General features: G+C 59.1%; 25 protein-coding genes and 1 pseudogene. 12 read left to right on the top strand and 14 right to left on the bottom strand.

Features of this window, described 5'->3' with window-relative positions; all coding sequences use genetic code 11:
* Positions 1–11: 11 nt before the first annotated feature.
* On the bottom strand, positions 12–1,874 hold the full coding sequence (locus tag ACYSMN_RS07485) for an LTA synthase family protein (RefSeq protein WP_488923235.1): 1,863 nt from the start codon (positions 1,872–1,874) through the stop codon (positions 12–14).
* A 912-nt stretch (positions 1,875–2,786) separates the two neighbouring features.
* Here ACYSMN_RS07485 and ACYSMN_RS07480 point away from each other — a divergent pair.
* The gene (locus tag ACYSMN_RS07480) at positions 2,787–4,976 is read left to right on the top strand and encodes a glutamine synthetase III family protein (RefSeq protein ID WP_488923234.1); all 2,190 of its coding nucleotides are present in this window, start codon (positions 2,787–2,789) and stop codon (positions 4,974–4,976) included.
* Positions 4,977–5,296: 320 nt separating this feature from the next.
* On the top strand, positions 5,297–6,865 hold the full coding sequence (locus tag ACYSMN_RS07475; RefSeq protein ID WP_488923233.1) for a T9SS type A sorting domain-containing protein: 1,569 nt from the start codon (positions 5,297–5,299) through the stop codon (positions 6,863–6,865).
* A 91-nt stretch (positions 6,866–6,956) separates the two neighbouring features.
* Here ACYSMN_RS07475 and ACYSMN_RS07470 read toward each other — a convergent pair whose 3' ends face one another.
* The 5 genes from ACYSMN_RS07470 to ACYSMN_RS07450 all read right to left on the bottom strand — a co-directional run bounded on the left by ACYSMN_RS07470 (position 6,957) and on the right by ACYSMN_RS07450 (position 10,041).
* Positions 6,957–7,340 (bottom strand): hypothetical protein, encoded by a 384-nt coding sequence (locus ACYSMN_RS07470; protein ID WP_488923232.1) that lies wholly within the window; start codon positions 7,338–7,340, stop codon positions 6,957–6,959.
* Positions 7,324–7,818 (bottom strand): Panacea domain-containing protein, encoded by a 495-nt coding sequence (locus ACYSMN_RS07465; RefSeq protein WP_488923231.1) that lies wholly within the window; start codon positions 7,816–7,818, stop codon positions 7,324–7,326. Before ACYSMN_RS07465 ends, ACYSMN_RS07470 begins: the two co-directional genes overlap by 17 nt.
* 293 nt (positions 7,819–8,111) lie before the next feature.
* Positions 8,112–8,885, bottom strand: coding sequence for an SGNH/GDSL hydrolase family protein (locus ACYSMN_RS07460; RefSeq protein ID WP_488923230.1), 774 nt, complete (start codon positions 8,883–8,885; stop codon positions 8,112–8,114).
* Between the two features lie 198 nt (positions 8,886–9,083).
* Positions 9,084–9,434 (bottom strand): hypothetical protein, encoded by a 351-nt coding sequence (locus tag ACYSMN_RS07455; protein WP_488923229.1) that lies wholly within the window; start codon positions 9,432–9,434, stop codon positions 9,084–9,086.
* Positions 9,435–9,540: 106 nt separating this feature from the next.
* On the bottom strand, positions 9,541–10,041 hold the full coding sequence (locus ACYSMN_RS07450; RefSeq protein WP_488923228.1) for a hypothetical protein: 501 nt from the start codon (positions 10,039–10,041) through the stop codon (positions 9,541–9,543).
* Between the two features lie 266 nt (positions 10,042–10,307).
* On the opposite strand from ACYSMN_RS07450, the gene ACYSMN_RS07445 reads away from it, so the two are divergent.
* Together ACYSMN_RS07445 and ACYSMN_RS07440 are read left to right on the top strand one after the other, a co-directional pair.
* Positions 10,308–11,285, top strand: a complete 978-nt coding sequence (locus tag ACYSMN_RS07445; protein WP_488923227.1) for an NAD(P)H-quinone oxidoreductase — start codon at positions 10,308–10,310, stop codon at positions 11,283–11,285.
* Positions 11,286–11,580: 295 nt separating this feature from the next.
* Complete coding sequence (locus tag ACYSMN_RS07440) at positions 11,581–12,240, top strand: NAD(P)H-binding protein (protein ID WP_488923226.1); 660 nt, start codon at positions 11,581–11,583, stop codon at positions 12,238–12,240.
* 119 nt (positions 12,241–12,359) lie between these two features.
* On the opposite strand, the gene ACYSMN_RS07435 is transcribed toward ACYSMN_RS07440, so the two are convergent.
* A complete protein-coding gene (locus tag ACYSMN_RS07435; protein WP_488923225.1) occupies positions 12,360–12,980 on the bottom strand; it encodes a thioredoxin family protein in 621 nt (206 codons plus the stop codon).
* 33 nt (positions 12,981–13,013) lie between these two features.
* Positions 13,014–13,502, bottom strand: coding sequence for a TlpA disulfide reductase family protein (locus ACYSMN_RS07430; protein WP_488923224.1), 489 nt, complete (start codon positions 13,500–13,502; stop codon positions 13,014–13,016).
* Positions 13,503–14,067: 565 nt separating this feature from the next.
* Between ACYSMN_RS07430 and ispG the strand changes: the two genes are divergently transcribed.
* On the top strand, positions 14,068–16,170 hold the full coding sequence (gene ispG, locus ACYSMN_RS07425) for a (E)-4-hydroxy-3-methylbut-2-enyl-diphosphate synthase (protein ID WP_488923223.1): 2,103 nt from the start codon (positions 14,068–14,070) through the stop codon (positions 16,168–16,170).
* Between the two features lie 76 nt (positions 16,171–16,246).
* The gene (locus ACYSMN_RS07420) at positions 16,247–16,549 is read left to right on the top strand and encodes a hypothetical protein (protein WP_488923222.1); all 303 of its coding nucleotides are present in this window, start codon (positions 16,247–16,249) and stop codon (positions 16,547–16,549) included.
* A 46-nt stretch (positions 16,550–16,595) separates the two neighbouring features.
* Here ACYSMN_RS07420 and ACYSMN_RS07415 read toward each other — a convergent pair whose 3' ends face one another.
* Genes ACYSMN_RS07415 through ACYSMN_RS07405 form a run of 3 tightly spaced genes read right to left on the bottom strand, consistent with a single transcriptional unit; the run spans position 16,596 to position 17,567 of the window.
* On the bottom strand, positions 16,596–17,123 hold the full coding sequence (locus ACYSMN_RS07415) for a hypothetical protein (protein WP_488923221.1): 528 nt from the start codon (positions 17,121–17,123) through the stop codon (positions 16,596–16,598).
* Positions 17,124–17,166: 43 nt separating this feature from the next.
* Positions 17,167–17,352 carry a type II toxin-antitoxin system HicA family toxin gene (locus ACYSMN_RS07410; protein WP_488923220.1) on the bottom strand — a complete coding sequence of 62 codons (186 nt, stop codon included), beginning with the start codon at positions 17,350–17,352 and terminating at the stop codon, positions 17,167–17,169.
* The gene (locus tag ACYSMN_RS07405) at positions 17,349–17,567 is read right to left on the bottom strand and encodes a type II toxin-antitoxin system HicB family antitoxin (RefSeq protein ID WP_488923219.1); all 219 of its coding nucleotides are present in this window, start codon (positions 17,565–17,567) and stop codon (positions 17,349–17,351) included. The genes ACYSMN_RS07410 and ACYSMN_RS07405 overlap by 4 nt, the downstream gene beginning before the upstream one ends.
* A 114-nt stretch (positions 17,568–17,681) precedes the next feature.
* Between ACYSMN_RS07405 and ACYSMN_RS07400 the strand changes: the two genes are divergently transcribed.
* Positions 17,682–18,344, top strand: coding sequence for an NAD-dependent epimerase/dehydratase family protein (locus tag ACYSMN_RS07400; protein ID WP_488923218.1), 663 nt, complete (start codon positions 17,682–17,684; stop codon positions 18,342–18,344).
* A 117-nt stretch (positions 18,345–18,461) separates the two neighbouring features.
* Here the strand turns inward: ACYSMN_RS07400 and ACYSMN_RS07395 are convergent, their stop codons facing one another.
* Positions 18,462–18,923 (bottom strand): nuclear transport factor 2 family protein, encoded by a 462-nt coding sequence (locus ACYSMN_RS07395; RefSeq protein WP_488923217.1) that lies wholly within the window; start codon positions 18,921–18,923, stop codon positions 18,462–18,464.
* A 159-nt stretch (positions 18,924–19,082) separates the two neighbouring features.
* Between ACYSMN_RS07395 and ACYSMN_RS07390 the strand changes: the two genes are divergently transcribed.
* Both ACYSMN_RS07390 and ACYSMN_RS07385 read left to right on the top strand, forming a co-directional pair.
* Positions 19,083–19,256: a DUF6728 family protein gene (locus ACYSMN_RS07390; protein ID WP_488923216.1), complete on the top strand. Its 174-nt coding sequence runs from the start codon at positions 19,083–19,085 to the stop codon at positions 19,254–19,256.
* A gap of 122 nt (positions 19,257–19,378) precedes the next feature.
* Positions 19,379–19,744: an MmcQ/YjbR family DNA-binding protein gene (locus tag ACYSMN_RS07385; RefSeq protein WP_488923215.1), complete on the top strand. Its 366-nt coding sequence runs from the start codon at positions 19,379–19,381 to the stop codon at positions 19,742–19,744.
* Between the two features lie 555 nt (positions 19,745–20,299).
* Here the strand turns inward: ACYSMN_RS07385 and ACYSMN_RS07380 are convergent.
* Positions 20,300–22,297 (bottom strand): class I tRNA ligase family protein, encoded by a 1,998-nt coding sequence (locus tag ACYSMN_RS07380; RefSeq protein ID WP_488923392.1) that lies wholly within the window; start codon positions 22,295–22,297, stop codon positions 20,300–20,302.
* A gap of 351 nt (positions 22,298–22,648) precedes the next feature.
* A pseudogene (locus tag ACYSMN_RS07375) lies at positions 22,649–23,557 on the bottom strand (class I tRNA ligase family protein); the annotation flags it as partial.
* A 340-nt stretch (positions 23,558–23,897) separates the two neighbouring features.
* Between ACYSMN_RS07375 and ACYSMN_RS07370 the strand changes: the two are divergent.
* From ACYSMN_RS07370 to ACYSMN_RS07360, 3 genes are read left to right on the top strand one after another with little or no spacing between them, the layout of a single operon-like run.
* Entirely contained in the window at positions 23,898–24,680 is a 783-nt protein-coding gene (locus tag ACYSMN_RS07370; protein ID WP_488923214.1) for a DUF2071 domain-containing protein, read from the top strand.
* Entirely contained in the window at positions 24,677–25,516 is an 840-nt protein-coding gene (locus tag ACYSMN_RS07365; RefSeq protein ID WP_488923213.1) for a class I SAM-dependent methyltransferase, read from the top strand. Before ACYSMN_RS07370 ends, ACYSMN_RS07365 begins: the two co-directional genes overlap by 4 nt.
* Positions 25,516–25,944 carry a hypothetical protein gene (locus ACYSMN_RS07360; RefSeq protein ID WP_488923212.1) on the top strand — a complete coding sequence of 143 codons (429 nt, stop codon included), beginning with the start codon at positions 25,516–25,518 and terminating at the stop codon, positions 25,942–25,944. The genes ACYSMN_RS07365 and ACYSMN_RS07360 overlap by 1 nt, the downstream gene beginning before the upstream one ends.
* The last annotated feature ends 5 nt before the right edge of the window (positions 25,945–25,949 follow it).

Raw genomic sequence — 25,949 nt, 5'->3', positions numbered from 1 at the left:
TGTGGCGGCGCTTATTTAGCCAAATAATCGGCGAAGCTCAGCTGCTCGTAGGCTTGCCCTTGTCGCAGCTGCTCTTTGAATACGCCCGGACTGCGGCTGGTTTCCGCGCGCGAAACGTTGTCGAAGGTAAGGAAGCCGGCGGGCGTCACGAAGCCAAACCCGTCGTTGTAGCAGTAGAAGGCCGACGGTTGCTGCACGGGCCGGAGCAGGTCGCGGCTCCAGCGGTAGGCGGTGGCAGGCAGTTGAAGCTGGGCTAGTAGGGTCGCGGCCACGTCGGTTTGGGAGCCTACGCCGCTTACTGTGCGGCCCCGCGCTTCGGGGCGCAGGGCGCCGCCGGCCAGCAGCAGCGGAATCCGAAATTTAGCTGGCACGTCGTACGGGTCGTTGCCGGGCAGATGGTGGCCGTGGTCGGCTACGAGTACCAGTAGCGTGTTGGCGTACCAGGGCTGCTGCCGGGCTTCGCGCAGAAAGCGGCCCAGCGCCCAATCGGTATAATAGACGGAATTGCGAAACAGCGCCGTCTCGCTGGAACCCCGAAACTTGGGCCGAATCGGAATCTCAAAGGGCTCGTGGCTGCTCAGCGTGAAAGCCGTGGCAAAAAACGGCTGCCGTTGCGTGCGTAGGTCGGTGAGTATTCGGTCGAAGAGCACGTGGTCGTGGGCGCCCCACTTCGAGTTTTGCTGACTGGTCGGGAAGTCGCTGCGCTCCGTAAAGGCGTCGTAGCCGGCCGTGGTGAGGTAGCTCTTCATGTTGGCGAAGGCCAACTCGCCGCCGTAGTAGTAGTGGGAACTGTAGCCCGCCTGCTCAAACGACTGGCACAAGTGCGCCAGCCGCTCTGTTTTGCGCGGCGACTTAATAATGCCGCCCGACGTTGGCTGGCTGGGGTAGCCGGAAAGCAGCGCCACCAGGCCCTTTTGGCTTCGGTCGCCGGCCGCGTAGATGTTGTTGAACAGCACGCCGGTGCGAGCCAGGCTGTCGAGGTTGGGCGTGACGCCTTGCTCGCCGCCCACCGAACCCACCAGCTTGGCCGTGTAGCTTTCCAGGATGATGAAGAGCACGTTGGGCCGCGCCGTGCGCAGCAGGTGAGTAGCAGCGGTATCGGCGGGCGTGTCGGTGTAGGTATACATCGGGCGCACGAGGCGCTGGCTGGTGCTGTCGGGCAGGAAGTGGTAGCGGCTGGGGTCGGTTTCGCGCAGGGTCAGGGAGTTGACCACGTTCCAGGGCACATTGACGGCGGCATGATTGGCAAACGGCTCCCGCGCGAAATACACGTCGCTCTGGTTGACTGGAATCTGTTGTACGCCGCCGCGCAAGGGCACTATCAGCAGCAAGGCGTACAAGAAACTCACGAAAACCGCCCGCAGCCGCCCGAAACCAGCCGGTATGGGAGGCAAATTGCCGACCACCTTATTATATAGGAGCCAGCCCAGCACTGCCAGCCCCAGAAAGGCACCCGTCAGGAGCAGGAGCGGGGCGCTGCTCGCCGAAGCCACCATTTCGCCCGGCGAGTTGAGGTATTGTAGCGGCGTAGCATCGAGCCGGAAGCCCCAGGCGCGGTACAGCTCCAAGTCGGCCGAACTCATGAGTGCGAGCAACACGCAGACGATGGCCGTGTAGAGCCGAATAAGCCAGCCGGTGGGAAAACGCCGCCCCAGCAAGCTGCCGACCAGCAGCAGCACGAACGGCAGCAGACTTAAATAGGCCGCCGCCGAAGCATCCAGCCGCAGACCGTAGCCAAAGATGCCAGCAATGGTACTAGCCGATAGCGTTGCCGTTTTGCTGGCGTGGTAGAGCAGGAAAAGAGCCTTGGCTCCCAGAAAGAAAATCAGCCAAAACAGAAAGTAGCGCGGCTGGAACGCGAAGCGGTTTCTCACGCCTGCAAAGGTAAGCGCGGTTAAGCCTGTAGGTATTGGCCGGGAGCGTCTGAATCAGGATTTTGTTCTCAGGTCGTCATTCGGCCGTTGCCCGCATTCCCCCGCCGCTACTTACTCCCAGGTACATAACACCGTCTGGCATAACGAAATCTCAAATCCCAGACATTCTATGCAAGTGAATGCGTGTTAATCTTTGTGAAAACCTAAAAAAATACCACAGAAAAAAGGAGAAGGTGTGTTAAAAACTTACGTTTTTGAAAAAAATAACACATTTTTCCTAGCTCGCCATATCTTTTTTCTCCCTCAACACTGCCCACTCTGGCGCGAGCTAGGCTAAAATTTTGGGTTAAGGTCAGCGGAGACAGGTGCGAGCATTTGTCTAGCGACGAGCAGAACAAGCGAGTAGGCTAAGGGCTACAGACTCTAGCGCCCCCCTCCCGGACGACGAACCAAGCCCCAGCGGGGCGGCATATCGGTAGTCATCGTGCCTCACCAACTTTCCTGAGCCCTATAGGGGCGGCACCTAGTAGCGCGCGTGTCGCCCCTATGGGGGCTGTAGCCACCTTTCTGGTCATTCTTGCTACCGATATGCCGCCCCGCTGGGGCTTGGTTCGTCGCGCCGGGCTGAGCTAACAAGTCGGCGCTGTACCATCCAGGCTCTATACCCCAATTACTAGTGAGTACTGACTAACTCATGAGGAATAGTGGTGAGTGTATCGCAATAGGTACTTGTTATCAGTTGTAAGCTAAAAAAACAAAAGTGTCTGCTTTTTGAGAGGGGTAGTTTGTGAAAAGCATGTCTATGAAAAAATAATAGCCTTAACTCTGAGGGGGTGTTTGGAAAAACAAGAAATCAAGCCAACCTTTGTCACCATCAAACCGAACTAACCAAAATTCCCCGCTCACTCCTTCATGGCAATTCTGCGCTTTAAAGCACTTGAACTGGTTGATCAGCGTCAGCCGCTAACCGTACTCAGCAACGGCGAGCGTCGCTCCGACAGCTTCGGCAAAAACGTCTTCAACCTGGAGGCAATGCGGGCTACCATGCCCGGCGAGTATTTCAAGAAGCTCCAGTCGGCCATCAAGCAGGGGACGCCCGTGGAGCGCAGCGTAGCCGATGCCGTAGCCTCGGCCATGAAAACCTGGGCTATGGCCAAGGGCGCCACGCACTACACGCACTGGTTCCAGCCCCTAACCGGCGCCACAGCCGAGAAGCACGATTCCTTCTTCGACCTGAACTCGGATGGTCGTCCGATTGAGAATTTCAAGGGTTCGGCGCTGGTGCAGCAGGAGCCCGATGCGTCGTCGTTCCCGAACGGCGGCATCCGCAACACCTTCGAGGCCCGCGGCTACACCGCCTGGGACCCCACTTCGCCCGCTTTCATCATCGAAACCGCCGGGGCCAAAACCCTCTGCATCCCCACGATTTTCGTGGCCTACACCGGCGAGGCGCTCGACTACAAAGCCCCACTGCTCAAGTCGCTGGCTGCGCTGGAAAAGGCTGCCGTCGATGTCTGCCAGTACTTCGATAAGGACGTGAACCGCGTGCACACCACGCTGGGCATCGAGCAGGAGTATTTCCTGGTTGATAAAGCCCTGTACGCTGCCCGCCCCGACCTAGTGATGACCGGACGCACGCTGTTTGGCCACTCCCCAGCCAAAGGCCAGCAGCTTGAAGACCACTATTTCGGCTCCATTCCGGCCCGCGTCCATGCCTACATGCTGGAATTCGAGGAAGAAGCTAACCGCCTCGGCATCCCGCTGCGCACCCGCCACAATGAAGTAGCCCCGCACCAGTTCGAGTGCGCGCCCACCTTCGAAGACGCCAACCTGGCCGTCGACCACAACCAGCTCCTGATGGACATCATGGAGCGCGTGGCCGACAAGCACAACTTCAAAGTGCTGCTGCACGAGAAGCCGTTTGCCGGCGTCAATGGCTCGGGCAAGCACAACAACTGGGCCATGAGCACCGATACGGGCGTGAACCTGCTCGCTCCCGGCCGCCGGCCCAAGGAGAACCTGCAATTCCTGGCTTTCTTCATCACCACGATCAAAGCCGTGCACCGCTACGGCGATCTGCTGCGCGCCAGCATTGCCTCGGCGTCCAACGACCACCGCCTCGGCGCCAACGAAGCCCCGCCGGCCATCATGTCGGTATTTGTGGGCTCGATGCTGGATTCGGTGCTCGATGAATTGGAGCGCACCGCCAAAGTGCCGCTCGACAAAGGCGACAACATCTACCTCAAGCTCGGCATCGATAAGATTCCGGCCATCCTACTCGACAACACGGACCGTAACCGCACCTCGCCCTTCGCCTTTACCGGCAACAAGTTCGAGCTGCGCGCCGTGGGCTCGTCGGCCAACTGCTCGTCGGCCATGACCACGCTCAACGCCATCGTTGCCGAGCAGCTCATCGACTTCAAAACCAAGGTCGACCAACTCATCGAGGAAGGCAAGAAGAAGGAAGTGGCCATCGTGGAGGTGTTGCGCGAGTACGTCATCAGCTCCAAGAACATCCGCTTCGAGGGCAACGGTTACTCCAACGAATGGAAGGAAGAGGCCACCCGGCGCGGCCTGGCCAACGTGCCCACTACGCCCCAGGCGCTGGATGCCATGGTGACCGAAGATGCCGCCTCGCTGTTTGAGCGCCACCTCATTTTCTCGCACGTGGAGCTGCACGCCCGCCACGAGATTCTGCTGGAGGACTACATGAAGAAGATTCAGATTGAAAGCCGCGTGATGGGTGATCTAGCCATCAACCACATCATCCCAACGGCGGTAGCCTACCAAACCAAGCTGGTAAACAACGTCCGCGGCCTGCGCGAGCTTGGCCTCGACGACGAGAACACGCAGGTGACGGTAGATACTATCAAAGCCATTTCGCGCCACATCAGCATCATCAAGACGCAAGTAGATGAGATGATTGAGGCCCGCAAGGTGGCCAACAAGATTGACGATACGCGCGAGCGGGCCGTGGCCTACTGCGACACCGTCAAAGTACATTTCGACCCCATCCGCCGCTCCGCCGATAAGCTGGAGCTGATGGTGGCCGATGAGGACTGGCCGCTGGTGAAGTACCGCGAACTATTGTTCCGGCACTAAGCTATCGGACAGAATCGAGCCCGGAGTTGGGTGGGAATTTTTCTCCGCGCTTGATTTCAGAAAGGCCGTTTCCATGGGGGGAACGGTTTTTTTGTGTTTATACCTCTGTTCTTATTATGATGCGCATTGGCAGGATACCCCCTTTCTAAATCTTTAGGCGGCTATTCAGAAAGCTCGTTAAAATCTTCACTACAAACTATGCCGCCTCATCAGGAGAAATACAAGTGCCATGCTGTTACCTTGCGGCTGTTTGTGGCTCTGCTGTCAAAATTCATTTTACTATGTACCATTTTGTACGAATCGTTCTGCTAACCATATCCTTGTTGACTACTTCGGCTCCGGCTTGGGCCCAGACTGCTTGGCAGTGGGTTGGAGCGGCTGCCGGTGCCGACGGCACCAACGCTCAGGTTGCGGTGGACGGCTTAGGAAACACCTACGTGGCCGGCAACTTTAGTGGCACCTTAACCCTAGGGTCTTTTACGCTCACCAGCACTGGGGGTACCGACATTTTTGTGGCCCGGCTCAACGCTGCTGGTCAGTGGACGCAGGCGGTGCAGGCTGGCGGCACTGGTGCTGATTACGCTTTTGGTCTAACGGTGGATGGGGCCGGTAACCCAATAGTCTGCGGGTACTTTGCTAATACGGCTGCGTTCGGCACAACTACCCTTGCTAGTGCTGGGCGGGCCGATGCGTTCGTGGCCCGGCTTGTAGCGGGACAGTGGACGCAGGCGGTACGAGCTGGGGGGCCGGAAGACGACTATGCCCAGAGCTTGGCAGTGGACGCCGCCGGGCGCGTGGCTGTGGTTGGCACGTTTAGTGGCACGGCAACCTTTGGCCCTACAGTGCTAAGCAGCGCCGGAACTGCCGACGTGTATGTGGCGTGGCTCAGCCCATCGGGCGTTTGGACGCAGGCTGTGCGCGGCGGTGGCGCGGCGTTCGATTCCGCTTCATCCTTGGTCCTAGATGCAGCCGGCACCGTGACCGTGGCCGGGTATTTTTTCAGTAACAACGCCGCGTTTGGCTCGATCTCGCTGCCTAACTTCGGCGGGGCAGACGTATTCGTGGCCCGATTGAACGCCAGCGGCGCGTGGGTGCAAGCTGCGCGGGCGGGAGGAAGTGGCAGCGAGTACGGCCGACAAGTAGCCGTGAACACGGCTGGGCAGTCAACGGTCATCGGGGATTTTAGCGCCCCTACCCAGTTTGGCACCACTGCATTGCAGCCGGCTGGGCTCGCGGACGTGTTTGTGGCCCGGCTTAGCCCGACCGGCATCTGGACCCAGGCCGTGCGCGCCGGAGGCTCGGAACTAGACGTACCAGACGGGTTGGCGGTTGACGGCAGCGGTAACGCGATTATCACGGGTCTGTTCAACGGCACAGCTGGCTTTGGCGCAATTACCCTGACGAGCAGCGGCGGGCGGGACATCTTCGTAGCTACGTTGAGTCCGGCCGGCACATGGATGCAAGCGGTGCGGGCGGGCGGACCAGGCGATGACTATGGAGGAGATGTAGTAGTAGGACCCGACGGCGCGGCTACGGTAGGGGGCCTGTATGCGGCTGGCGCTACCTTCGGGCCGCTGACCTTGCCGGCGAACAGCAGCGGCGCATTCGCGGCCCGCTTGACTGGCCTTCCTTTAGCGCGCACGGCGGCCAACAGCAGACCCGCGTTTCTCTTAGCGCCAAACCCTGCGACCACGCACGTCCAAGTAAATTGGACGGGCCGCGCCATTGGAGCGGACGTCATACAGGTATTGGACAACTTGGGACGCACTGTGCGACAACTACCTACGTTAGGTCCAACAGGTAGTGTTCAAGTAGACCTCCAAGGCCTGTCGGCCGGTTCGTACACCGTGCGTTACGGTACTACGGCAGCTCGCTTGCTAATAGAGTAATAGTCAACAGAACTCATTGAGCAAATCTGCCCGCTTCCGACTGAGCGATTGAGTATATGAGAAGTTAAGGAGACTATCGTTCCACTACAACCTACTGGTCCTCCAAATTGCGCGTCAAGTAGCGCGTAATCAAACCACCCAGAAATCCTGAGCCGGCCAACTGGAATAGGCGGTCGATGAAGCCTAGCTGTTCTTTGTTGAGCCAGAACTGCTCCGGGGGTAGAAAAATGTGACAGGAGCGCACGATGATGGCTACCAGCAGAATAAAACCCGCCGCAACCAGCAGCACCAGCAACACCCAATGGAGGAGGTTGCGGGCCTGCTGGTCGCGGCGGTGTTTGCCTTTGCGTTTGTCTTCCTCAAACCAATCCTTTTCCTGCTCAGCCGCTTTCAGGGCGCCGCGGCGGGTTGGCCGCTTTTCGGCCTGAATAGCGCTGAGGTCGGGTTTAGGAGCTGATTCAGACGGCGTTGTCACTTGCTAATACCTGTTTATAGTGAGATTGAATAGCATCGTTGGCAATAAGTACGGCGCGGGTGTCTTTACCACCTTTATTGTGCCAAGTTTCAAACCAGGGCGTCTCTTCCTGATGCGTCAGGGCGGAGAGTTCCACAGCGGAATAGTCTTTATACTCGTCCCAAATTTTATCCAGAAAACTCGCCAGCTCGGGCGTGGTGATGGAGTAATAAACCATCTGTCCGTTGGCGCTGAGTGCGCCGGCCGGCTCCGTTACGGGGCTGCCGCCGTACTCTTTGAAGCTCGAATACACGGACGGAACCACGGGGCCATACTTCCAGGCCTGTACGCCTTCCGCTATCAGGGGCTCCCCGGTCAGGCCGAGGTACCAGCCGTGCGCTACGTAAACTAACTTGACTAATTTCATGGGCGTTACAGGAATACCTGAATCCAACGATTTCCTGACGAAATAATTGGCTACTGCAACTGCGTTTTCCATAGGTGTGTGCGTGGTGTGGTGGAGCTAAGTAGAGCGAAGATATTGTAAAACAAGCAGGTATATACGAACAATCCAGCTTTATGTAATCAGTATACTATTATAATACTCTGGCATGGGGCAAATACTTGGGTGCCAGCCGTTCAGCCCACTTTAAAATAATTTTCAAAAGCCGAATTTAAAAGCCCATATAGGCTTCGAGTTGACTCCATCACGATTCAACCGGGAATCTTTGTAAGCGGCCACCGGAGCAAAAACTACAGAGTAAGAATAAGAGCAAGGAATTCGAAAAGCCGTTATGCTACCTCGTGTTGCAGCATGTAATCCGCTATTTCTTTTCCCCACACCGCATAAGTCAGCGACGAAGGGTGGACCCCGTCGCTGAAAAAGTCGGCAATAGTGCGCGACGGACCTAGGCGTGTGGCCCAGTGCTGGAAGCGAATAGGTTTATCCACGTAATACACCCGGGAGAATTGCGCTGGCACATCCCGGATAACGGCTTCGTGGAGCCGTACCAGTCCGCCCAGCACGCGCCGAAGCGGGTTGGGGAAAGCCGGGAAATCACCAACTGGCGGCAGACTCGCAATCACGATTTTAGCTTGCGGCTGCCGAGTTTGCAGCTCCTGGATGAGTTGGAGCAGGTATCGTCGGAAAGTCAATGGGCTGCTCAGATCGAAGGTGTCATTGCCACCCAGGCCCACCAAAATAATGTCGAAGGAAGTAGCAGGAAGTTGGGGTAGCAGCTCCGTCAGGACGCGCCTCGCGGTGTAGCCGCTGCGCGCCAGTACCTGCCACTGCACCGTTTGGCCAGTGCCGTTGGCCAGCGTACGTACCACATGGCCTGTTAATCCGTCGAGATGGTCGGTGACGCCCACGCCGGCCACGGTGGATTCTCCGAGGGCCAGCAGATGCAGCGCTGGGTCCGCTCCCGACAGCGTGCCAGTTAGGTTGAGCGAGGCTTCTGGCAGACGCGGGACAGACTTGCGCACCCGCTTGCCCTGGAAGGCCAGCAGCGGAAGAAAAGGCAGCGCCAGCAGCACGCCCAGATAAAAGTAAATCTGCTGCTTCATGAGCCAGGAGAGTGAAGAGCAAATGTATTGTTCTTTCCGGCGCTAGTCTAAGCAGGGGTGCCCAACGCTTTGCTCGCCGACAGTGCAAGCCATCTATGCTTGACCATCCAGGATGGGTTCTGCTCAGCAGCAGCTAAAGGCACGTCCCGAAGCCTTACTCAAAAAGCTTCTACGTTGTGTACACGCCGGCCTGCGTCCTCACGCAAACGGCACTAGCGCCGCCAGCAGTGTATTCATCACTTCCTGCCAACGGGCGTACGTCCAGGTGCCGCCGGATAAAGATTCGCGCTTGACGGTGGCCAGCCAGCCGAGCAGGACGTTTTTGCACGGTGTGGGACAGTCGAGGCGGGAGGTAGTCGGCCAGTGGCCGGTAGGCCATTGGTGCAGGAAATACTCGGCTTGGTCGGCGATGCGCGCCAGGCGGGCCGGGGCGTACAGATCGGTGTGGCGCAGGCTGCGCGCGCTGCGGTACAAGTCGCGGAGCGACCGGCTCAGTGGGGGCAACTCCTGCGTAAGCTGCTCCAGGGTGAAGTTTTCCGATATATCCATTTGCCCTCACGTACGAAAGGCAAAAACCAGCCGGATTCAAGCTGAACCGCTGAAAGTGTGAAAATTTCTCGCAGAATCAGTCAGTTGCGTGTCGTTGCGGCGCGACCTAAGCCGGCAGCTGGCGAGGCAGTTCGGCGTCATCGTCCAGCACTTCGGCGCCGGTGCCGTGGTCTGGTACGATGCGCTTCCAGGCGGCGCGCTTCAGCTCTTCGAGGCGGAGCAGGTTTTCCTGTACCGTGCTATTGGCGCGAATTTTTTCGAACAGCCCGGTTTTCTGACCCACTTTCACCAGCTGCTCCAGCACGAACGGCAAAATCCAGCCCACCACGCTCGACGCCAACACCCCGCGCAACCCGATGCGGACCAGTAGGCGGGCGGCTATGCGCTCCAGCAGCAGGGCACGGGCGGCGGGCAGAGCTTTGTTGGTCAGAAAGTCGACTACCAGCTGCTTGTTGCCCTTTTTCAACTCCGCCCGCAGCACTTCCAGAATGGCGTCGAGGGCGGAGGCGGCGGCTTTGCGAAACAGGCGGCCGGTCTGCCAAGCGGCCATGCCCGTGAGCTGGCCCGCCGTACGCAGGAAGTGGGGAAGCAGGCTGACTTTCTTCATGATGCGGCAAGAAACGAAAAGAACCGCGAAGCACCACTTGCCACCGTGCCGATGTTTGCATCAGAATAGCAGAGCCGGAAGTAGCGCGAAGCTCCCGCTTCGCGTATCGTTGCTGACGTTGAACGACCACGTGGGGCTACTATGACTATCGTGCAACGAGGCGCGAAGCCAGAGCTTCGCGCTACTGCTCGCATCGCTGCTGAGGGTTACGACGTAACAGTGGATTTTCGCTCAACGAAGTGCGAGCTTCGCGTTGCTTTACGTCTATGGACTCCATTGTTATCACGGAACCCGGTGCGGCGGCGGTGCTGCAACTGCGGCAGCAAGCCGTGCCCGAGCCTGCCGCCCACGAAGTGCTGATTCGCGTGCACGCCGCCGGCATCAACCGCCCCGACGTGCTGCTGCGCCAAGGCAAGTATGCCGGTTCCGGCGATGTAACGGGGCTTGTACCGGGGTTGGAAGTGGCCGGAGTGGTGGAGAAATGCGGGGCCGACGTACCGCGCTGGTACGTGGGTTCCAGAGTATGCGCCTTGCTGGCCGCGGGCGGCTACGCCGAATATGCCGTAGCCGATGCCCGCCACTGCCTGCCCGTGCCCGAAGGCTGGGACTTCGCGGAAGCCGCGGTCTTGCCCGAAACCGTGTTTACGGTGTGGCACAACGTGTTCCAGCGCGGGCAGCTACTCGCCGGGGAACGGCTGCTGGTACACGGCGGCAGCAGCGGTATCGGCACCACGGCCGTGCAGCTGGCGCGGGCCTTGGGTAGCCCGGTGGCCGCCACCGTGGGCAGCGCCGCCAAAGTGGTAGCCGTGCGCCAACTCGGGGCCGAGCCCGTCATCAACTACAAGGAGCAGGACTTCGAGCCGGTATTGCAAGAGCTAGGCGGCGTAGACGTGATTCTGGACATGGTGGGCGGCGAATACACGGCCAAAAACCTGCGCCTTTTGCGCGACGATGGCCGCCTGGTGTTCATCAATGCCATGCAGGGCGCCAAAGCCGAGTTCAACGCGCTGGACGTGATGCGCCGCCGCCTCACCGTCACGGGCAGCACGCTCCGGCCCCGCTCCGCCGAGTTCAAAGCCGCACTGGCTGCCGATGTGGAACACCACGTATGGCCGCTGTTGCAACAGGGCCAGCTCCGGCCTGTGCTCTACCGCACGTTTCCGCTGGCCGAAGCCGCTGCTGCGCACGAGCTGATGGAAAGCAGCGAGCATATCGGCAAGCTAGTGCTGCTTGTGGAGCATTAAGTTGAGCGGAAGAGTAGGTGCAGAGGTAGCCGAAGCATCTCGCGTGCTGAAGTTGTAGTGGTAACTGTCATGCAGAGCGAAGTATCTCGCGTGCTGATGCTGGATTGGTAATGATGCTCCCCAACGTCCGCACGCAAGATGCTTAGCCTCCGGCTCTGCATGACCGCCACACATGCCCAAAACCAGTTGCAACTTATTGGTACTTGGAGTGCCGATACTGCATGGAGGGAACTCTAGTTCTGTTTAGTTGCGTAGTTTGCACTACTGTTCTGCTAAAACCACCTATCAACTACCTATGAAAACTGCTCTTCTCATTGGCGCCACCGGCTTGGTTGGCGACTACCTACTGCGCCAACTCCTCACCGACGACCGTTTCGACCGAATCAAGGTTTTCACCCGCCGCCCCACCGGCTACCAAAATCCGGAGCGGTTGGAAGAACACCTTGTCAATTTCGACCAGCCGGAGCAGTGGCAGCACCTACTCACCGGCGACGTTCTGTTTTCGACCCTCGGCACTACGCTCCGCCAAGCCGGCAGCAGCGCCGCCCAGTACACAGTCGACTACACCTACCAATACCGTACGGCCGAAGCCGCGGCCCAGAATGGCGTGAAAACCTACGTGCTGGTTTCCTCGGCCGGGGCCGATGCGGATGCCTTCGTCTCCTACTCGCGCATGAAAGGTGAGCTGGAGCGGGCCGTGAAACGCCTGCCGTTTCAACGCATCCGCATTTTGCAGCCCGGCATGCTAGCTGGTCACCGCTCTGAAAGCCGACTAGCTGAGCGTATCGCGCTGCCGCTAAGCGTGGTGCTCGCCAAACTACCCGGCCTGCGCCAGTACCGTCCCATTCATGGCCGGGAAGTAGCGCAAGCCATGATCAATGCCGCCCTCGACGAAAAGCCCGGCGTCCAGACCGACACCCTCGAAGACGTTTTTAGCCGCGCTGGAAAGCGGTAACACAAGAATCCGTCGCGCAACGAGCGAAACGAGTTTCTCCGTGGCTAGCTTGGTAGCTCGGTCCTGGATACTCGCCTGCAGCTCGTCGCGCGACGGATTCTTGCGTCGTGGGCTCTACGCTAGGCCTTTTTCCACTTGATGGTGCAGCCGATGGCTTTAGTGGAGCTCACGGAAGCGGGTTTACCGGCGATGATGTCGGTCATGGCGTTTTCGAGGTACTTGGTTTTCACCAGGCTGGCATCTTCGGAGTTGTCGTCGATGGCCCCGATATAGGACACCACGAAATCGGAGCCTTTGCGCGTGAGCACGTAGAGGTGGGGCGTGCGGGTGGCACCGAAAGCTTTGGCTACTTCCTGCGACTCATCCTGCAAGTAAGGGAAGCCGTACTTCTTGGCTTGGGCCCGCTTCTGCATTTCGGCGTAGGAATCGCCGGGCACCACGCCGGGGTCGTTGGGGTTGATGGCGACTACGGGGTAGCCCTGGCTGGCGTACTTCTGGTGCAACGCCATAATTCGGTCTTCGTAGGCTTTGGCGTAGGGGCAGGTGTTGCAGGTAAACACCACAATGTAGCCCTTGGCCGCCTTGTTGTCGGCCAGCGCAACGGTTTTGCCATCCACGTTCTTCAGCTTGAAGTCCGCGGCTTTATCGCCGACCTGGTAGCCAGCGGCGGCGGGGCGTAGCACGAAGCTGCTGAGGGCCAGTACCAGGCAGGTAGCCAATATCGAAAGAAGCTTTTTCATGGGAGGTAAGAGAAATGAGGTGAAGAAAGGAAGCTATTGCTGAAATTTTTGCAGCTCGGCGGTTAGCTCCGATTGCGTAAACTCTTTTTCGAAGGAAGCTCGTTTCTTGCGTTTGTTGTTGAGCAAAATCGTAAAAGGCAGCGAACCTGACCAGCGCGGGTCTATTTTGCCCACCCAAGTATTCGGGTCGGTTTCGTTGAGCAGCACCACCTCCGATTTCAGCCCGCGTTTGGCCACGAAGGGCTTGACCTTTTTGTCGAGCTGCGAAACGTAGTCGGTGCTCACCAGCAAGACCTTCACCTTTTTGTCGGCATTGGCTTTGCTGAGCTGCTCGAAATGCGGCAGCTCTTTGATGCACGGCGCGCACCACGTGGCCCAGAAATTCACCACGTAGGTGGTATCAGAAGGCTGGCTCAGGCGCTTTTGCAGCTCCGGCAGCTTGATTACCGAAACTTGCTGCGCCGCACTAGGCAGGGTCAGTAGGAGAATAGCGGCCAGGGCCAGGAATTTCAATGATTTCATAGTGGAAAGAAGCAGTTTAGGCAAAGACAGCCCACGCGCCCAGAAGTTGCGGACCACAGCTGGGCAATGAAGAATTAGAAATAAAGAATTACCGTTGGCTCCGGTCTGCCCGCTTTTTTGGCGGGCAGACCGGTCGAAGGGCGCGCCGCCTGTTAATGAAGAATGAGGAAGGAATAATTGGGGCGAACGAGCAGCCGGAACAACGTCAGCTGACGGCGACCGGTCAGCCCGCCGAAAAAGCGGGCAGACCGGTGGTTCTGAGTCAAGAACTACGATAGTCGGGCCGGTGGTGTGAGCCGCAGCGCGGCTGATTGGTAGCCGTCAGTTAGCCATCAACACCAGAGCCCCGGTGGGGCGACACCCATCGTTCCAACGAAATAGGTGCCACCTCGCCGGGGCTCTGGGTTTTCATTATGCCAACGGGACTACCGATGTGCCGCCCCGCCGAGGCTTGAGCCTTTAGCGAATTCTTCCTTCACGGACTAAGGCGGGCAGCTTTACTGAACCCAGGGAGTACAAACCTTGCGTACCTTTGTTGTCCTAGCGAAATGCCCGCTGCTGCCTCATGAATAAGACTTATTGCCCCAGCCTCACCGAGTACCGCCGCCGCCTCAGCCGTGAAGTGAAAATTGGCGAGGTAGCTATGGGCGGACTCAATCCCATTCGGGTCCAGAGCATGACCACCGTGGACACGATGGACACGCTGGGCTCGGTGGAGCAGACGCTACGCATGGTGGAAGCCGGCTGCGAGTACGTGCGCATCACGGCGCCCAGCGTAAAAGAGGCCCAGAACCTGCTTGAAATCAAGAAGGAGCTGCGCAAGCGCGGTTGCAACGTGCCGCTCATCGCCGACATTCACTTCACGCCCAACGCCGCCGAGCTGGCCGCCCGCATCGTGGAGAAAGTGCGCGTGAACCCCGGCAACTACGCGGATAAGAAGAAATTCGAGGTCATTGAGTACACCGATGCCTCCTACCAGGCCGAGGTGGAGCGTATTCGGGAGCGGTTCCGGCCGCTGGTTCAGATCTGCAAACAGTACGGCACGGCCATGCGCATCGGCACCAACCACGGCTCCTTATCCGACCGGATTTTGAGCCGCTACGGCGATACGCCGCTGGGCATGGTGGAGTCGGCGCTGGAGTTTTTGCGCCTCTGCGAGGAAGAAAACTACTACGACGTGGTACTGAGCATGAAGGCCAGTAACACGCAGGTGATGGTGCAAGCCTACCGCCTGCTGGTGCAGAAGCTCGATGAGGAAGGTTTACAGCCGTACCCGCTGCATCTGGGCGTAACCGAGGCCGGCGAAGCCGAAGATGGCCGCATCAAGTCGGCCGTGGGCATTGGCACGCTGCTCGAAGACGGCCTCGGCGACACCGTGCGCGTGAGCCTTACCGAAGCCCCCGAAGCTGAAGCTCCCGTAGCCCGCGCCCTCATCAACCGCTACACCCACCGCGCCGAGCTGGCCAAGCCTATTCGCCCGCTGACCTCACCCCCTAGCCCCCTCTCCAAAAGAGAGGGGGAACTAGCTATAGAAAATGCTAGCTCCATTCAGCTAGAAATTAGTCCCCCCTCTCTTTTGGAGAGGGGGCTAGGGGGTGAGGTTCCCCTCAACCCATTCCAGTACCACCGCCGCGTTACGCACGAAGTGCTGAACTTCGGTGGTCAGAACGTGCCTCGTGTTGTGGCGGACCTCTCGCGCCTGCCGCGCCTCGAATACGGCGACCTGCGCGCTGCTGGCCACCTGTACTCGCCCTTCCTCGACAAGTTTCAGATGAGTGACCTGGGCGCCGACTACATTTACACCGGCGAGCGGCCCGTGCCATTTATGCTGCCCAACGGCCTCAAGGAAATCGTGACCTACAGCGCTTGGGTGGATGCGGGCCGCCGCCCCGACCATTTTCCGCTGCTCACGCCCGACCGGTATATGTGGGATTTGGTGCAGCTGCACCCGCAGCTCAACTTTCTGCTGCTTGATCTGGCGACCCTTACGCCCGAACTGCTGGCTCGTCTGCGCCAGGACGCCACCGTGGTAGTGGTGCTCGATACCACCAACGCCCACGCCATGCCGGAGCTGCGGCGGGCGTTTTTCGAGTTGATAAATGCCCAGGTGAACTGCCCCGTGGTGGTGCGCCGCATCTACCCGCTCCAGGATCCGCAGCAAACCCAGCTTGACGCCGCTACCGATCTTGGCGGCTTGCTCATCGACGGCCTCGGCGATGGTGTGGTACTGTGCGCTGACCTGCTGCCCGCCAATGCCACCCAGGACGAGTGGCTACACTCGCTGGACCAACTCAACCAGCTAGCGTTTGGCATCCTGCAAGCGGCCCGCACCCGCATGTCCAAGACCGAGTACATCAGCTGCCCCAGCTGCGGCCGCACCCTCTTCGACCTGCAAGAAACCACCGCCATGATCCGCAAGCGCACCGACCACCTCAAAGGCGTCAAAATCGGCATCATGGGCTGCATCGTGAACGGTCCCGGCGAAATGGCCGACGCGGACTATGGCTACGTAGGCGTAGGCAAAGGCAAAATCGCGCTCTACCGCGGCCAGGAAGTCATCAAGAAAGCCGTGCCCGAAGCCCAGGCCGTGGATGAGCTAATCGAGCTGATGCGCGAGGATGGCCGGTGGATTGAGAAGGAGTTGCTAGAGGAGCCGGTAGGAGTGTAAGCAGTTATTTCCATGAAGAGAAACGGGACTAAGCATAGCGGTGCTTAGTCCCGTTTTGCCTATTACAGAGTTACCGATGCTCGACTTTTACCTGCTCGATGACAGCCAGCCAAAGCAAAATAAACCAGGGCAAGACTTGGTGTACCTTGGCGGCATAGAGGCCAATATATTCCGCCAAATGCAGGCGGAAGGCATAATTGAAGCCCGGTTTGATTACTACAGCGACTTTCGATGGACCAGCGAAGTTGTTGCTAGGATGCTGCTCTCGCTTCACGGGAAGCAGAAGTTAGCTGCTTTTGATTCGGGAGTAGTAACGTTTGCCTCTATTCTTCAAAAGGCAGTTGACTTGAAAACCGGGATAATTGCATTTGCTGATTAGGTCATCACCAGATAAGTAGAGGCTTAGAAATGCCATTTTAGAATTATTACCGCGTCAGGAAAAACTGACGGAATAGCTCTAGCTCTTCCAATTCCTTTTGCACGTACGCGTTAAAAAACGATTCTCCTACCTGGCGTTGCAACACGGAAATACCTACATCAATTAGTCGTAGGCCGTGTTCGGTGAGTAGAATATTGTCGTACCGGTCGCCGGGCATATTGGACGGGCGGAGCAGATCACGGTGCACGAAGCCGGCGGCGTGGAGGGCTTGTAGCTCGTCGGCGAAAACGTCCAGCCATAGTTCGCGCCTTTCCACTTCGTGGGCGCGAAAATCAAGCGGGTAGATGCGTTCCATCACCAGCATGTCAGAGTTGAGTTCCGCGTTGTATTCCAGGCGCTGGTACTGCACCACCAAATCGTTTACGCCATTGGCAAAGCGCAGTTTCTCGGCCTCGGAGCCAATATCGGAACGAGTGTCGCCGCCGAATAGCTTGCCGACTTCCGTTTCGGACAGTGCGATAACAGCGTTGTTGGCGCCGCGCGAGAGTTGCCGGGGATAACGTTTGAGTTCCATGAGTGCACCGGGTTGGCCCAGCTAAAAAAGGGGTTTCGGTCAGCTAAGGCTTGGGAATGCCGAGCTGCTTGCAAATCTCCTTGCACAACTCCTCATCGATATCCCCGTGGCGTGGCACGCTGGTGCGCTTGCCGGTTTGCTCGTTCTTATGAATATCATGACGGCTGCCGTGGCGGTGCAGCGGGCAATTATGGGCTTCCAAGTGGCGAATGAACTTACCGCGCTTCATGCGGCCTGCTCCACGAACTCCAGCTCTTCCTGCGCAATCACATCAGCGGCATCGGCGGCCTCTTCCCGCATGTCTTCCAAATACAGAGCCAGCGCGTCGCGAATATTATCCTTTACCTCGGCCACGGAGTTGCCCTGAGTAAGAACTCCGGGCAGCTCCTTCAACTGACCAATGAGGTGGGTTTTTCCTTGACGAACTACTAGGGTGAGTTTCATGGCTATTAAAATCAGTTGCTTCGCTAAGCTAACACGGAAACAAATAAGGATGTGCCGACGGCATGTTTGCTCTGCGGCTAAAAACATACCGCCCGCTCATCCGTCTGCCGCTCCATGAAAATCAGAGCTATTCTAACCGGAGCAACGGGCATGGTGGGAGAGGGAATACTGCACGAATGCCTCAACCACCCCGACGTGGAGCAGATCCTGTCTATCAGCCGTAAGCCTAGCGGCGTAACGCACCCCAAGCTGCGCGAAATTATACACGCAGATTTCCAGGACTTGTCGGCTGTTCAGGACCAACTGACTGGTTACAACGCCTGCTTTTTCTGCCTAGGCGTGTCGGCGGTGAGGCTGAAGGAGCCGGAGTACCGCCGCCTCACCCACGACCTGACGCTGCACTTCGCCCAGACAGTGCTGCCACGCAACCCGGACCTGACGTTCTGCTACGTTTCCGGCGCCGGCACTGACAGCACCGAACGGGGCCGTAGCATGTGGGCCCGCGTGAAAGGCCAGACGGAGAACGAACTGCTACAATTAGGTTTTTTCGGCGCCTACATGTTCCGGCCCGGCTACATGCACCCCACGCCGGGGCTGAAAAACGCGTTGCCCTACTACAAATACCTCTCGTGGCTCTATCCGGTAGTGCGCCGCGTGTTGCCGCAGTATGTTTCCACGCTCGGCGAGCTAGGGCAGGCTATGATCAACGTCGCGCGCCAAGGCTACTCGAAATCCGTGCTGGAGGTCAGAGATATCGTGGCACTGGCCAAGCAGTGACTTCGCCCTCATCTAGTACCCAGGGTAAGCTTGCACAGAGCCCGATAGGAGTTGAATAACCGGCGCGTACAACTGCAAAAGGAAGGTCCTTCGCGTTGCTCTGGATGACAGGCTAGGTTACTTGCACTTCTCTTTGCGGCGGGTGTCGATTACGTGGGCTATTTTCCAGCCGTCGGTTAGCTTCACGAGCTGGAAGGAGTTGTAGCCGCAGTGGCTGAAGGTGCTGCCGAGGTAGAACTCGTAGGGCGTCCAGACGCTGGCCAGGTTGGCGTCGATGAGGATTTTGTCGAAGGTGATACGCTCATCCCACACTTCCTTGTGCGGCGTGCCCACGGCTTTCACAAAATCGGAAGGGTTTTCGATGCGTAGCTGGGTTTGTCCGGTGCGGTTGGTGAGCGTGTGAAATACGGCGCCGGGGGCCAGAGTGCGGCGCACGAGGGTACTGTCGCCCTTGCGCATGCCGTCGAAAAAGGACTGAATGGTTTGCTTGACGGCCTCCGTTTCGGAAGGCGTTTTCTGGGCTGTGGCGGCCATGGTGGCGCCGAGCAGGAGCAAGGCGGGGAGTAGGAATTGCTTCATGGGAGCGACACTTAGGGAGGGGTTGTGCAGCACTGACGCGCATCGTACGGTAGAGTTGCAGGGCCTGGGGAAGAGGCAGAAATCTGGATTAAATCCTACGATTAGCAAATCATTCCGGGGCTGCTGGTGTTATCTTGGTGTACTGAAAATCCCACCACCATGCGCAAAGACCTGTTTAATCTTGGCCCTGTATTCAGCTACTTCTTTCGCAAGAACGATCCGAATCGCCATACCAACTTCAACCTGCGGACCATGCACTTCATCAATAAGCTGAGCATGGCCATGTTCCTGGTCGGCTTCCTGGTGCTCATCTACCGCTGGTTCATCCGCTAATACTTGCCCGTGACGGCTGGCCGTCATGGCTCATAAAAACGTCAACCCCAACGAACGTGCTGCAAGCAACTTCTCGCTTGCAGCACGTTCGTTTGCACGTATCCAGACCGCCCGACTACCATATGAACATCGAAGACTTCCGCGACTACTGCCTGCTGAAAGCCGGCGTGACTGAAGAAACGCCCTTCGGCCCCGAAACGCTGGTGCTCAAAGTCGGCGGTAAAATCTTTGCTCTCACGGATATCGATACGTTCGGCAGCATCAACCTCAAGTGCGACCCGGAGCGGGCCGTGGAGCTGCGCGAGCAACACGACTACGTGCGGCCCGGCTACCACATGAACAAGAAGCACTGGAACACGGTGCTCGTCGGGACGGGCGCCTCGGAGCAGCAGCTGCGCGAGCTGATCGACCATTCGTACGCGCTGGTGCGGGCCTCGCTGCCGAAGAAGCAACGGGAGGAGCTGGCCGCCGCGGAAGCAATCACGTAGCCTGGGCTTCAGCCCGGGAGTATTGGGCCAAACCGTACGAGTTTCCCCGGGCTCAAGCCCGGGGCTACGCAGCGGATAATGGCGCAAAAGCGGTAATGCTTGCCTAGGGCGAATTTCAGGTTGCGGCACGGGGTGTAGCGCGAAGCTCCCGCTTCGCGCATCGTTGCTGACTGCCGCGCCAAAGCAACGACATCGTTCAACGATGCGCGAAGCCGGAGCTTCGCGCTACACCCCGTACCCCAATGCAAGAACCGCTATAGCTGCCCATACAACAGCACGATAGCCCCGGAGGGGCGGCATGTCGGTAGAAAAACGACTATACCGTTGGGTAAAGCTCTGTAGGAGCGACACTAATCGTCGGACGGTTTGTGTCGCTCCTACGGAGCTTTACCTTTTTTTGCTGTTGTGATGCTACCGATATGCCGCCCCTCCGGGGCTTGAGTGCGTTTAGTGCTGGCTTGATAGAATCTTTGAGGTATCTCTTGAATGGATTGCTATAGCAAAGGCCCGCCGGACAACTCCGGCGGGCCTTTTTCCTTGTAGCGTGAAGCGGATTTACACCACCACGTTCACCATGCGGCCGGGTACTACGATGACCTTTTTGGCTTCTTTGCCTTCGGCGAAGCGGGCCAGGATGTCGGTGGCGCGGACGGCGGCTTCGATTTCGGCGGCGGTGGCGGTGGCGGGGAACTGGAGCTGCTCACGCACCTTGCCGTTGATGGCTACCGGGTAGTTCACGGTGTCTTCGACCAGATATTCTTCCCGGAACTCGGGGTAAGGGGCGTGGCTGATGCTGCCGGGCGCGTGCCCGAGCTTCTCCCACAGCTCCTCGGCCAGGTGCGGCGCGTACGGCGACACCAGCACCACCAGCGGCTCCAGAATGGCGCGCTTGTGCGTGTCGAGGGCGGTTAGTTCGTTCACCGTAATCATGAGGGCGCTGACGGTGGTGTTGAAGCTGAACTTCTCGATGTCCTCTTCCACTTTGCGGATGGCTTTGTGCAGGGCCTTCAGCTCCGCGGGCTGCGGAGCTTCTTCCGTCACGGCGAAGTCGCCGTCCTGGGGGTGGTAGAGGCGCCAGAGCTTCTTGAGAAAGCCCGCGACGCCGCTCATGCCGTTGGTGTTCCAGGGCTTGTACTGCTCCAGCGGCCCCAGGAACATTTCGTACAGGCGCAATGCGTCCGCTCCGTACCGCTCAATTAGCGTATCGGGACTCACCACGTTGTACTTCGATTTTGACATTTTTTCGACTTCCCAATCACACGTAAATACATCGTCCTCATCTTCGATGAAAACAGCATCTCTCATATCATCACGCCATTCACGAATAGAAGTCAAGTTTAATATGTCATTTTCAACTCGATTGACATCAACCGGTATTCTTTGAAAGGCATTAAAGTTGATACTGTTAATTGTAATTTCAACTCCAGGATTTTCTCGGCAGTATTTTTCAACTTCTGCGTTGAGACGCATCTCAATCAGTTTTTGAATTTTTGATTTGTCTTTATTAAGAATGGATTCGATGCTATCAACTAAACTTTTAGAAATGAAGACAGCAGGAAAATATGAATCCCCTGCTACACCAATTTTACTATAGTTAAAGGATAGCCGATACACGAAATTCGACCTACCCAAGATCATTCCCTGATTAATGAGCTTTTGGAAAGGCTCGGGGGCGGATACGAGGCCCAGGTCCTTGAGGAACAGGTGCCAGAAGCGGGAGTAGAGCAGGTGGCCGGTGGCGTGTTCGGCGCCGCCGAGGTAGAGGTCCACGTTCTGCCAGTATTGCTCGGCGGCTTCGCCCACGAACCGCTCGGTGTTGTGCGGGTCCATGTAGCGCAGGTAATACCACGAAGAGCCGGCCCAGCCGGGCATGGTGCTCAGCTCGTAGTCGTACTGGCCTTTGTACTTCCAGTCTTTGGCACGGCCCAGGGGCGGCTCACCGGTTTCGGTGGGCTTGTACTCGTCGATTTCGGGCAGCACCAGGGGCAGGTCGGCTTCGGCCACACCGTAGGCTACGCCGTCTTTGTAGTAGATCGGAATGGGCTCGCCCCAGTACCGCTGCCGGCCAAAGATGGCGTCGCGGATGCGGAAGTTGGTTTTGCCCTTGCCCAGGCCTTTCTCTTCCAGGTAGGCAATGAGCTTCTGCGTGCCTTCTTTGTAGTCGAGGCCGTTGATGAGGCCGGAGTTGATGTAGCGGCCTTCCTTGGTGGGGTCGGCCTGCTCGTCGAGGTTCTGCTGAGCGTCGGTCACCGGCACGATGGGCAGGTGGTAGTGCTTGGCAAACACGTAGTCGCGCTGGTCGCCGGAGGGCACGGCCATGACGGCGCCGGTACCGTAGCCGGCCAGCACGTAATCGGCAATCCAGATGGGCACGGGCTCGCCGCTCACCGGGTTCTGGGCGTAGGAACCCGTGAAAGCGCCCGAAACGGTCTTGGTATCGGCCATGCGGTCGCGCTCCGAGCGGCGCTTGGTGGCGTCGATGTAGGCCGTAATCTCCGCCTGCTGCTCCGGCGTGGTCAGTTCCGGCACCAGCTCGTGCTCCGGCGCCAGCACCAGGAACGTGGCCCCATAGATGGTATCGACCCGCGTGGTGTAGACCTTGATGTGAGAGGTGAGAGGTGAGAGGTGAGAAGTGAGAGAAGACGGAGCCGAGGCGTCCGAAGTCGCACCGGGAGCGTCCGAGGTGGAGTCCGCAGTGTCCGAAGCCACGTCCTGACTGTCCAAAGCGAAGTCGGGACCGTCCGAAGCCGAGTCCGCAGTGTCCAAAGCCAAGTCGGGACCGTCCGAAGCGAGGTCCGGAGTGTCCGAAGCCAAGTCGGGACTGTCCGAAGCGAAGTCGGGACCGTCCGAAGTCGAGTCGGGAGTGTCCAAAGTGAAGTCGGAGTCGGCCGATTTCTCACCTCTCACCTCTAACTTCTCACTTCTCCCCAGCACCGGGAAAGTCACTTCGGCCCCGATGCTCTTGCCGATCCAGTTGCGCTGCATCTCCTTCACGGCGTCGGGCCAGTCGAGGTGGTCGAGGCCCTGGAGGAGGCGGTCGGCGTAGGCGGTGATGCGCAGGTTCCACTGCGGCATGAGGCGGCGCTCCACGGGGAAGCCGCCGCGCTCGGAGAGGCCATCCTTCACCTCGTCGTTGGAGAGCACCGTGCCCAGGCCGGCGCACCAGTTCACGTAGGTGTCCTGCTGGTAGGCGAGGCGGTAGGGGTGCACGGCCTGGAGGCGTTGCTTCTCGGAGAACAGCTTCCACTGGCCCGCCGTGAAGCTATGGCGCTCCTCCTCGTCGCCGGCCGCGCGGATGCCTTCGCTGCCGTTTTGCTCAAACTTGTCGAGCAGCGTTTTGAGCGGTTCGGCGCGGTCGGTGTCGAGGTTGTACCAGCTGTTGAACAGCTTGAGGAAGATCCACTGCGTCCACTTGTAGTAAGCGGGGTCGGAGGTGCGCACCTCGCGGCTCCAATCGTAGCTGAACCCGAGCGAGCTGAGCTGCCGGATGTAGGTGTCGATGTTCTGCTCGGTGGTGAGGGCCGGGTGCTGCCCGGTCTGGATGGCGTACTGCTCGGCGGGCAGGCCAAACGAGTCGAAGCCCATGGGGTGCAGCACGTTGTAGCCGCGCAGCCGCTTGTAGCGCGACACGATATCGGAGGCAATGTAGCCCAGCGGGTGCCCCACGTGCAGGCCCGCGCCGCTGGGGTACGGGAACATGTCGAGCACGTAGTACTTGGGCTTGTCGGAGGCGTTGTCGGCCTTAAACGTGTGCTGCTCTTTCCAGTGGGCTTGCCACTTCTTCTCAATTTCTTCGGGACGATACGCGGGCATGGGGGCGGTAGTTAATCCGGGCAAAGGTAAGCCGGAAGGCAATGAAGAATGAAGAATGAGGAATGAAGAGTTATTGTCTGGTCTGGTCCGGCCGCTTTTTCGGCAGGCAAACCGGAGCGGGCAACGAGTGGGAGTTTGAGCAGGGGTGGAGTTCCTGGCCTGATGGGAAGGATGAGAGGTGGAGGGAAGGTAGATAGAGTAGCGGACTGAAGTCCGCGCTACACGCTATATAAAGCTTGACAGTTACCTAGCTGAAGCGTATCTTTTGCCGGCCATCCTACCGTCTGGCGTCGGGGTTATCGGCAAGTCGTTTTTTCAGCCTCTTACCTAGGCACTCTCTATGTCCGTGTTGAACACCCTGCGCCGCCATCCGTTCGTGCTGGACGCGTGGTTTGAGTATTCGCTGGTGCTCACCTTCGCCTACCCCCGGGCCGTGCTGGAGCCGCTGCTGCCGCCGGGGTTGGTGCTGGATACTTATGAGGACTACGGCTTCCTGGCCATTGCGCTGGTGCAAGTGAAGGAACTGCGGCCGGCGGGGGTGCCGGCGGCGCTGGGGCAGCGGTTTTTCCTGTCCGGGTACCGGCTTTTCACGCGCTACCACACCAGCCGCGGCAAGCGGCTGCGCGGCCTCTTCATCCTGCGCGGCGACACCGACCAGCGGCGCATGGCCTGGCTCGGCGGCCTCACCTCGCACTACCAGTTCGAGCACGCCCAGCTCACCGCGCACGTCAGCCCCGACGAAATCAGCCTGCGCCTGCGCACCCCGGCCCACCGCGCCGACCTCGACCTGACCGCCCATCTGAGCGGCCCCGCGCCGCTGCCGGCCACCTCGCCCTTTCCCGACTGGGCCACCGCCCGCCGTTTCGCCGGGCCGCTGCCCTTCACCTTCAGCCCCGACGCCGACGGGCGCTCCATGCTGCTCGTGGAAGGCCGGCGCGAAAACTGGACGCCGCAGCCCGTGGCCGTCACGTTGCGCGAAGCCACGTTCCTCCACCAGCCGCCCTTTGCCGCCGAGCCGGGACGCCTTGCCAATGCCTTCCTGATTCGGGACATTCCCTACCGCTGGCGGCGCGGCGTGCTCGACCGTATTCCTGAACCCACACCTGCCCTGTTAGCCCTATGAGTACGATGAGCACCAGCACGACGATAAGCACTAAAAGCCCCGTAAGCACCCGGAGCGCCGCTATTCGTCAGCCCGGGCAGGGCGTGCGTAATGTGGTGCGCTTCAACTGGGATTTTTACGCCGTAGGGTCCGTGGCGGCGGTGCTGGGCAGTGTGGGGCTCCTGGGCTGGGGCCATTGGCTGCCGGACGCCGTGCAGTGGCTGGGGTGGCTAGGCGTGGGAGCGGGGCTGTATCTGCTGCTGGCTTCGCTGCTGGTGTCGTGGTGGGTGTATGATGTGGCACCGCTGTACCGCTGGCAGTGGCTGCCGGCTTTCCTGGGCCGCAACCCCAAGCTGCCGCTGCGGGCGCTCAATATTCATTCGGGCTTCGATGAAAGCACCCGTCCGCTGCGGCAGCTGTTTCCAACCAGCTCCTGGCAGTCGGCCGACTTGTTTCCTTCCCTGCCCCAGCGCGAAAAATCCATTGTTCGGGCGCGGCAGCTGTACCCGCCCGATGGTTCGGCTCAGCCAGCCGCACCCCATCAGCTGCCCTATAACACCGCCGAGTTTGCGGTAGTGGCTTTGTTGTTCGCGGCCCACGAGCTTCGGGCGGCGCGGCAGCGGCGGGAGCTGCTGGCCGAAGTGCGCCGCGTGCTGCAACCCGGTGGACAACTCGTGCTGGTAGAACACGTGCGCGACGCGGCCAATGCCCTGGCTTTCGGGCCGGGCGTGTTCCACTTCTTCGGGGCCCGGGAGTGGGAGCGGGCCGCCGCCGAAGTGGGGTTGCAGCTCCAGAACACGCAACGCCATACGCCCTTTGTGCGGGCTTGGCTTTTCACCGCTCCTACCATCGCCTGATGAGTATAACTCTACTGGAACTCAACCTACGTGTGGCGGGCGCCACGCAACTGCTGCTGGCACTGCTGCATCTCGGCTTCAGCCGCCGCTTCGACTGGCCCGGCGAGTTAGGGCGGCTGAGTCTGCTGAACCGGCAGATTTTCTACGTGCACACGTTTTTCGTGGCGTTGGTGGTGGCCGGCATTGGGCTGCTGAGTCTGGTGGGGACGGCGGCGCTGCTGGCCGCCGGGCCGTTGGTGGGCTGGGTGGCGGCGGGCTGCGCCTTGTTCTGGCTCTGCCGCCTCTACTGCCAGTTTTTCTACTACGACGCGGACCTCTGGCGCGGTAACCGCTTCAATACCACCGTGCATGTGCTGTTTGCGGTTCTGTGGAGCTGGTACAGTTTCACGTACGGCTGGCTGTTTGCGCACACTCAACTTCTTTTCTGATTCAT

Source organism: Hymenobacter sp. M1-2 (genome assembly GCF_057808495.1).
This window is presented reverse-complemented; position numbering and strand designations above follow the sequence as displayed.

What these genes read in the sequence shown, in the direction of transcription:
- ACYSMN_RS07430 (WP_488923224.1), bottom strand. Translation starts at nt 13,502, where the DNA reads ATGAAATCATTGAAATTCCTGGCCCTGGCCGCTATTCTCCTACTGACC.
- ACYSMN_RS07445 (WP_488923227.1), top strand. Translation starts at nt 10,308, where the DNA reads ATGGACTCCATTGTTATCACGGAACCCGGTGCGGCGGCGGTGCTGCAA.
- ACYSMN_RS07360 (WP_488923212.1), top strand. Translation starts at nt 25,516, where the DNA reads ATGAGTATAACTCTACTGGAACTCAACCTACGTGTGGCGGGCGCCACG.
- ACYSMN_RS07365 (WP_488923213.1), top strand. Translation starts at nt 24,677, where the DNA reads ATGAGTACGATGAGCACCAGCACGACGATAAGCACTAAAAGCCCCGTA.
- ACYSMN_RS07410 (WP_488923220.1), bottom strand. Translation starts at nt 17,352, where the DNA reads ATGAAGCGCGGTAAGTTCATTCGCCACTTGGAAGCCCATAATTGCCCG.
- ACYSMN_RS07390 (WP_488923216.1), top strand. Translation starts at nt 19,083, where the DNA reads ATGCGCAAAGACCTGTTTAATCTTGGCCCTGTATTCAGCTACTTCTTT.
- ACYSMN_RS07480 (WP_488923234.1), top strand. Translation starts at nt 2,787, where the DNA reads ATGGCAATTCTGCGCTTTAAAGCACTTGAACTGGTTGATCAGCGTCAG.
- ACYSMN_RS07370 (WP_488923214.1), top strand. Translation starts at nt 23,898, where the DNA reads ATGTCCGTGTTGAACACCCTGCGCCGCCATCCGTTCGTGCTGGACGCG.
- ispG (WP_488923223.1), top strand. Translation starts at nt 14,068, where the DNA reads ATGAATAAGACTTATTGCCCCAGCCTCACCGAGTACCGCCGCCGCCTC.
- ACYSMN_RS07395 (WP_488923217.1), bottom strand. Translation starts at nt 18,923, where the DNA reads ATGAAGCAATTCCTACTCCCCGCCTTGCTCCTGCTCGGCGCCACCATG.
- ACYSMN_RS07405 (WP_488923219.1), bottom strand. Translation starts at nt 17,567, where the DNA reads ATGAAACTCACCCTAGTAGTTCGTCAAGGAAAAACCCACCTCATTGGT.
- ACYSMN_RS07465 (WP_488923231.1), bottom strand. Translation starts at nt 7,818, where the DNA reads ATGGAAAACGCAGTTGCAGTAGCCAATTATTTCGTCAGGAAATCGTTG.
- ACYSMN_RS07385 (WP_488923215.1), top strand. Translation starts at nt 19,379, where the DNA reads ATGAACATCGAAGACTTCCGCGACTACTGCCTGCTGAAAGCCGGCGTG.
- ACYSMN_RS07415 (WP_488923221.1), bottom strand. Translation starts at nt 17,123, where the DNA reads ATGGAACTCAAACGTTATCCCCGGCAACTCTCGCGCGGCGCCAACAAC.
- ACYSMN_RS07460 (WP_488923230.1), bottom strand. Translation starts at nt 8,885, where the DNA reads ATGAAGCAGCAGATTTACTTTTATCTGGGCGTGCTGCTGGCGCTGCCT.
- ACYSMN_RS07455 (WP_488923229.1), bottom strand. Translation starts at nt 9,434, where the DNA reads ATGGATATATCGGAAAACTTCACCCTGGAGCAGCTTACGCAGGAGTTG.
- ACYSMN_RS07450 (WP_488923228.1), bottom strand. Translation starts at nt 10,041, where the DNA reads ATGAAGAAAGTCAGCCTGCTTCCCCACTTCCTGCGTACGGCGGGCCAG.
- ACYSMN_RS07420 (WP_488923222.1), top strand. Translation starts at nt 16,247, where the DNA reads ATGCTCGACTTTTACCTGCTCGATGACAGCCAGCCAAAGCAAAATAAA.
- ACYSMN_RS07435 (WP_488923225.1), bottom strand. Translation starts at nt 12,980, where the DNA reads ATGAAAAAGCTTCTTTCGATATTGGCTACCTGCCTGGTACTGGCCCTC.
- ACYSMN_RS07400 (WP_488923218.1), top strand. Translation starts at nt 17,682, where the DNA reads ATGAAAATCAGAGCTATTCTAACCGGAGCAACGGGCATGGTGGGAGAG.
- ACYSMN_RS07440 (WP_488923226.1), top strand. Translation starts at nt 11,581, where the DNA reads ATGAAAACTGCTCTTCTCATTGGCGCCACCGGCTTGGTTGGCGACTAC.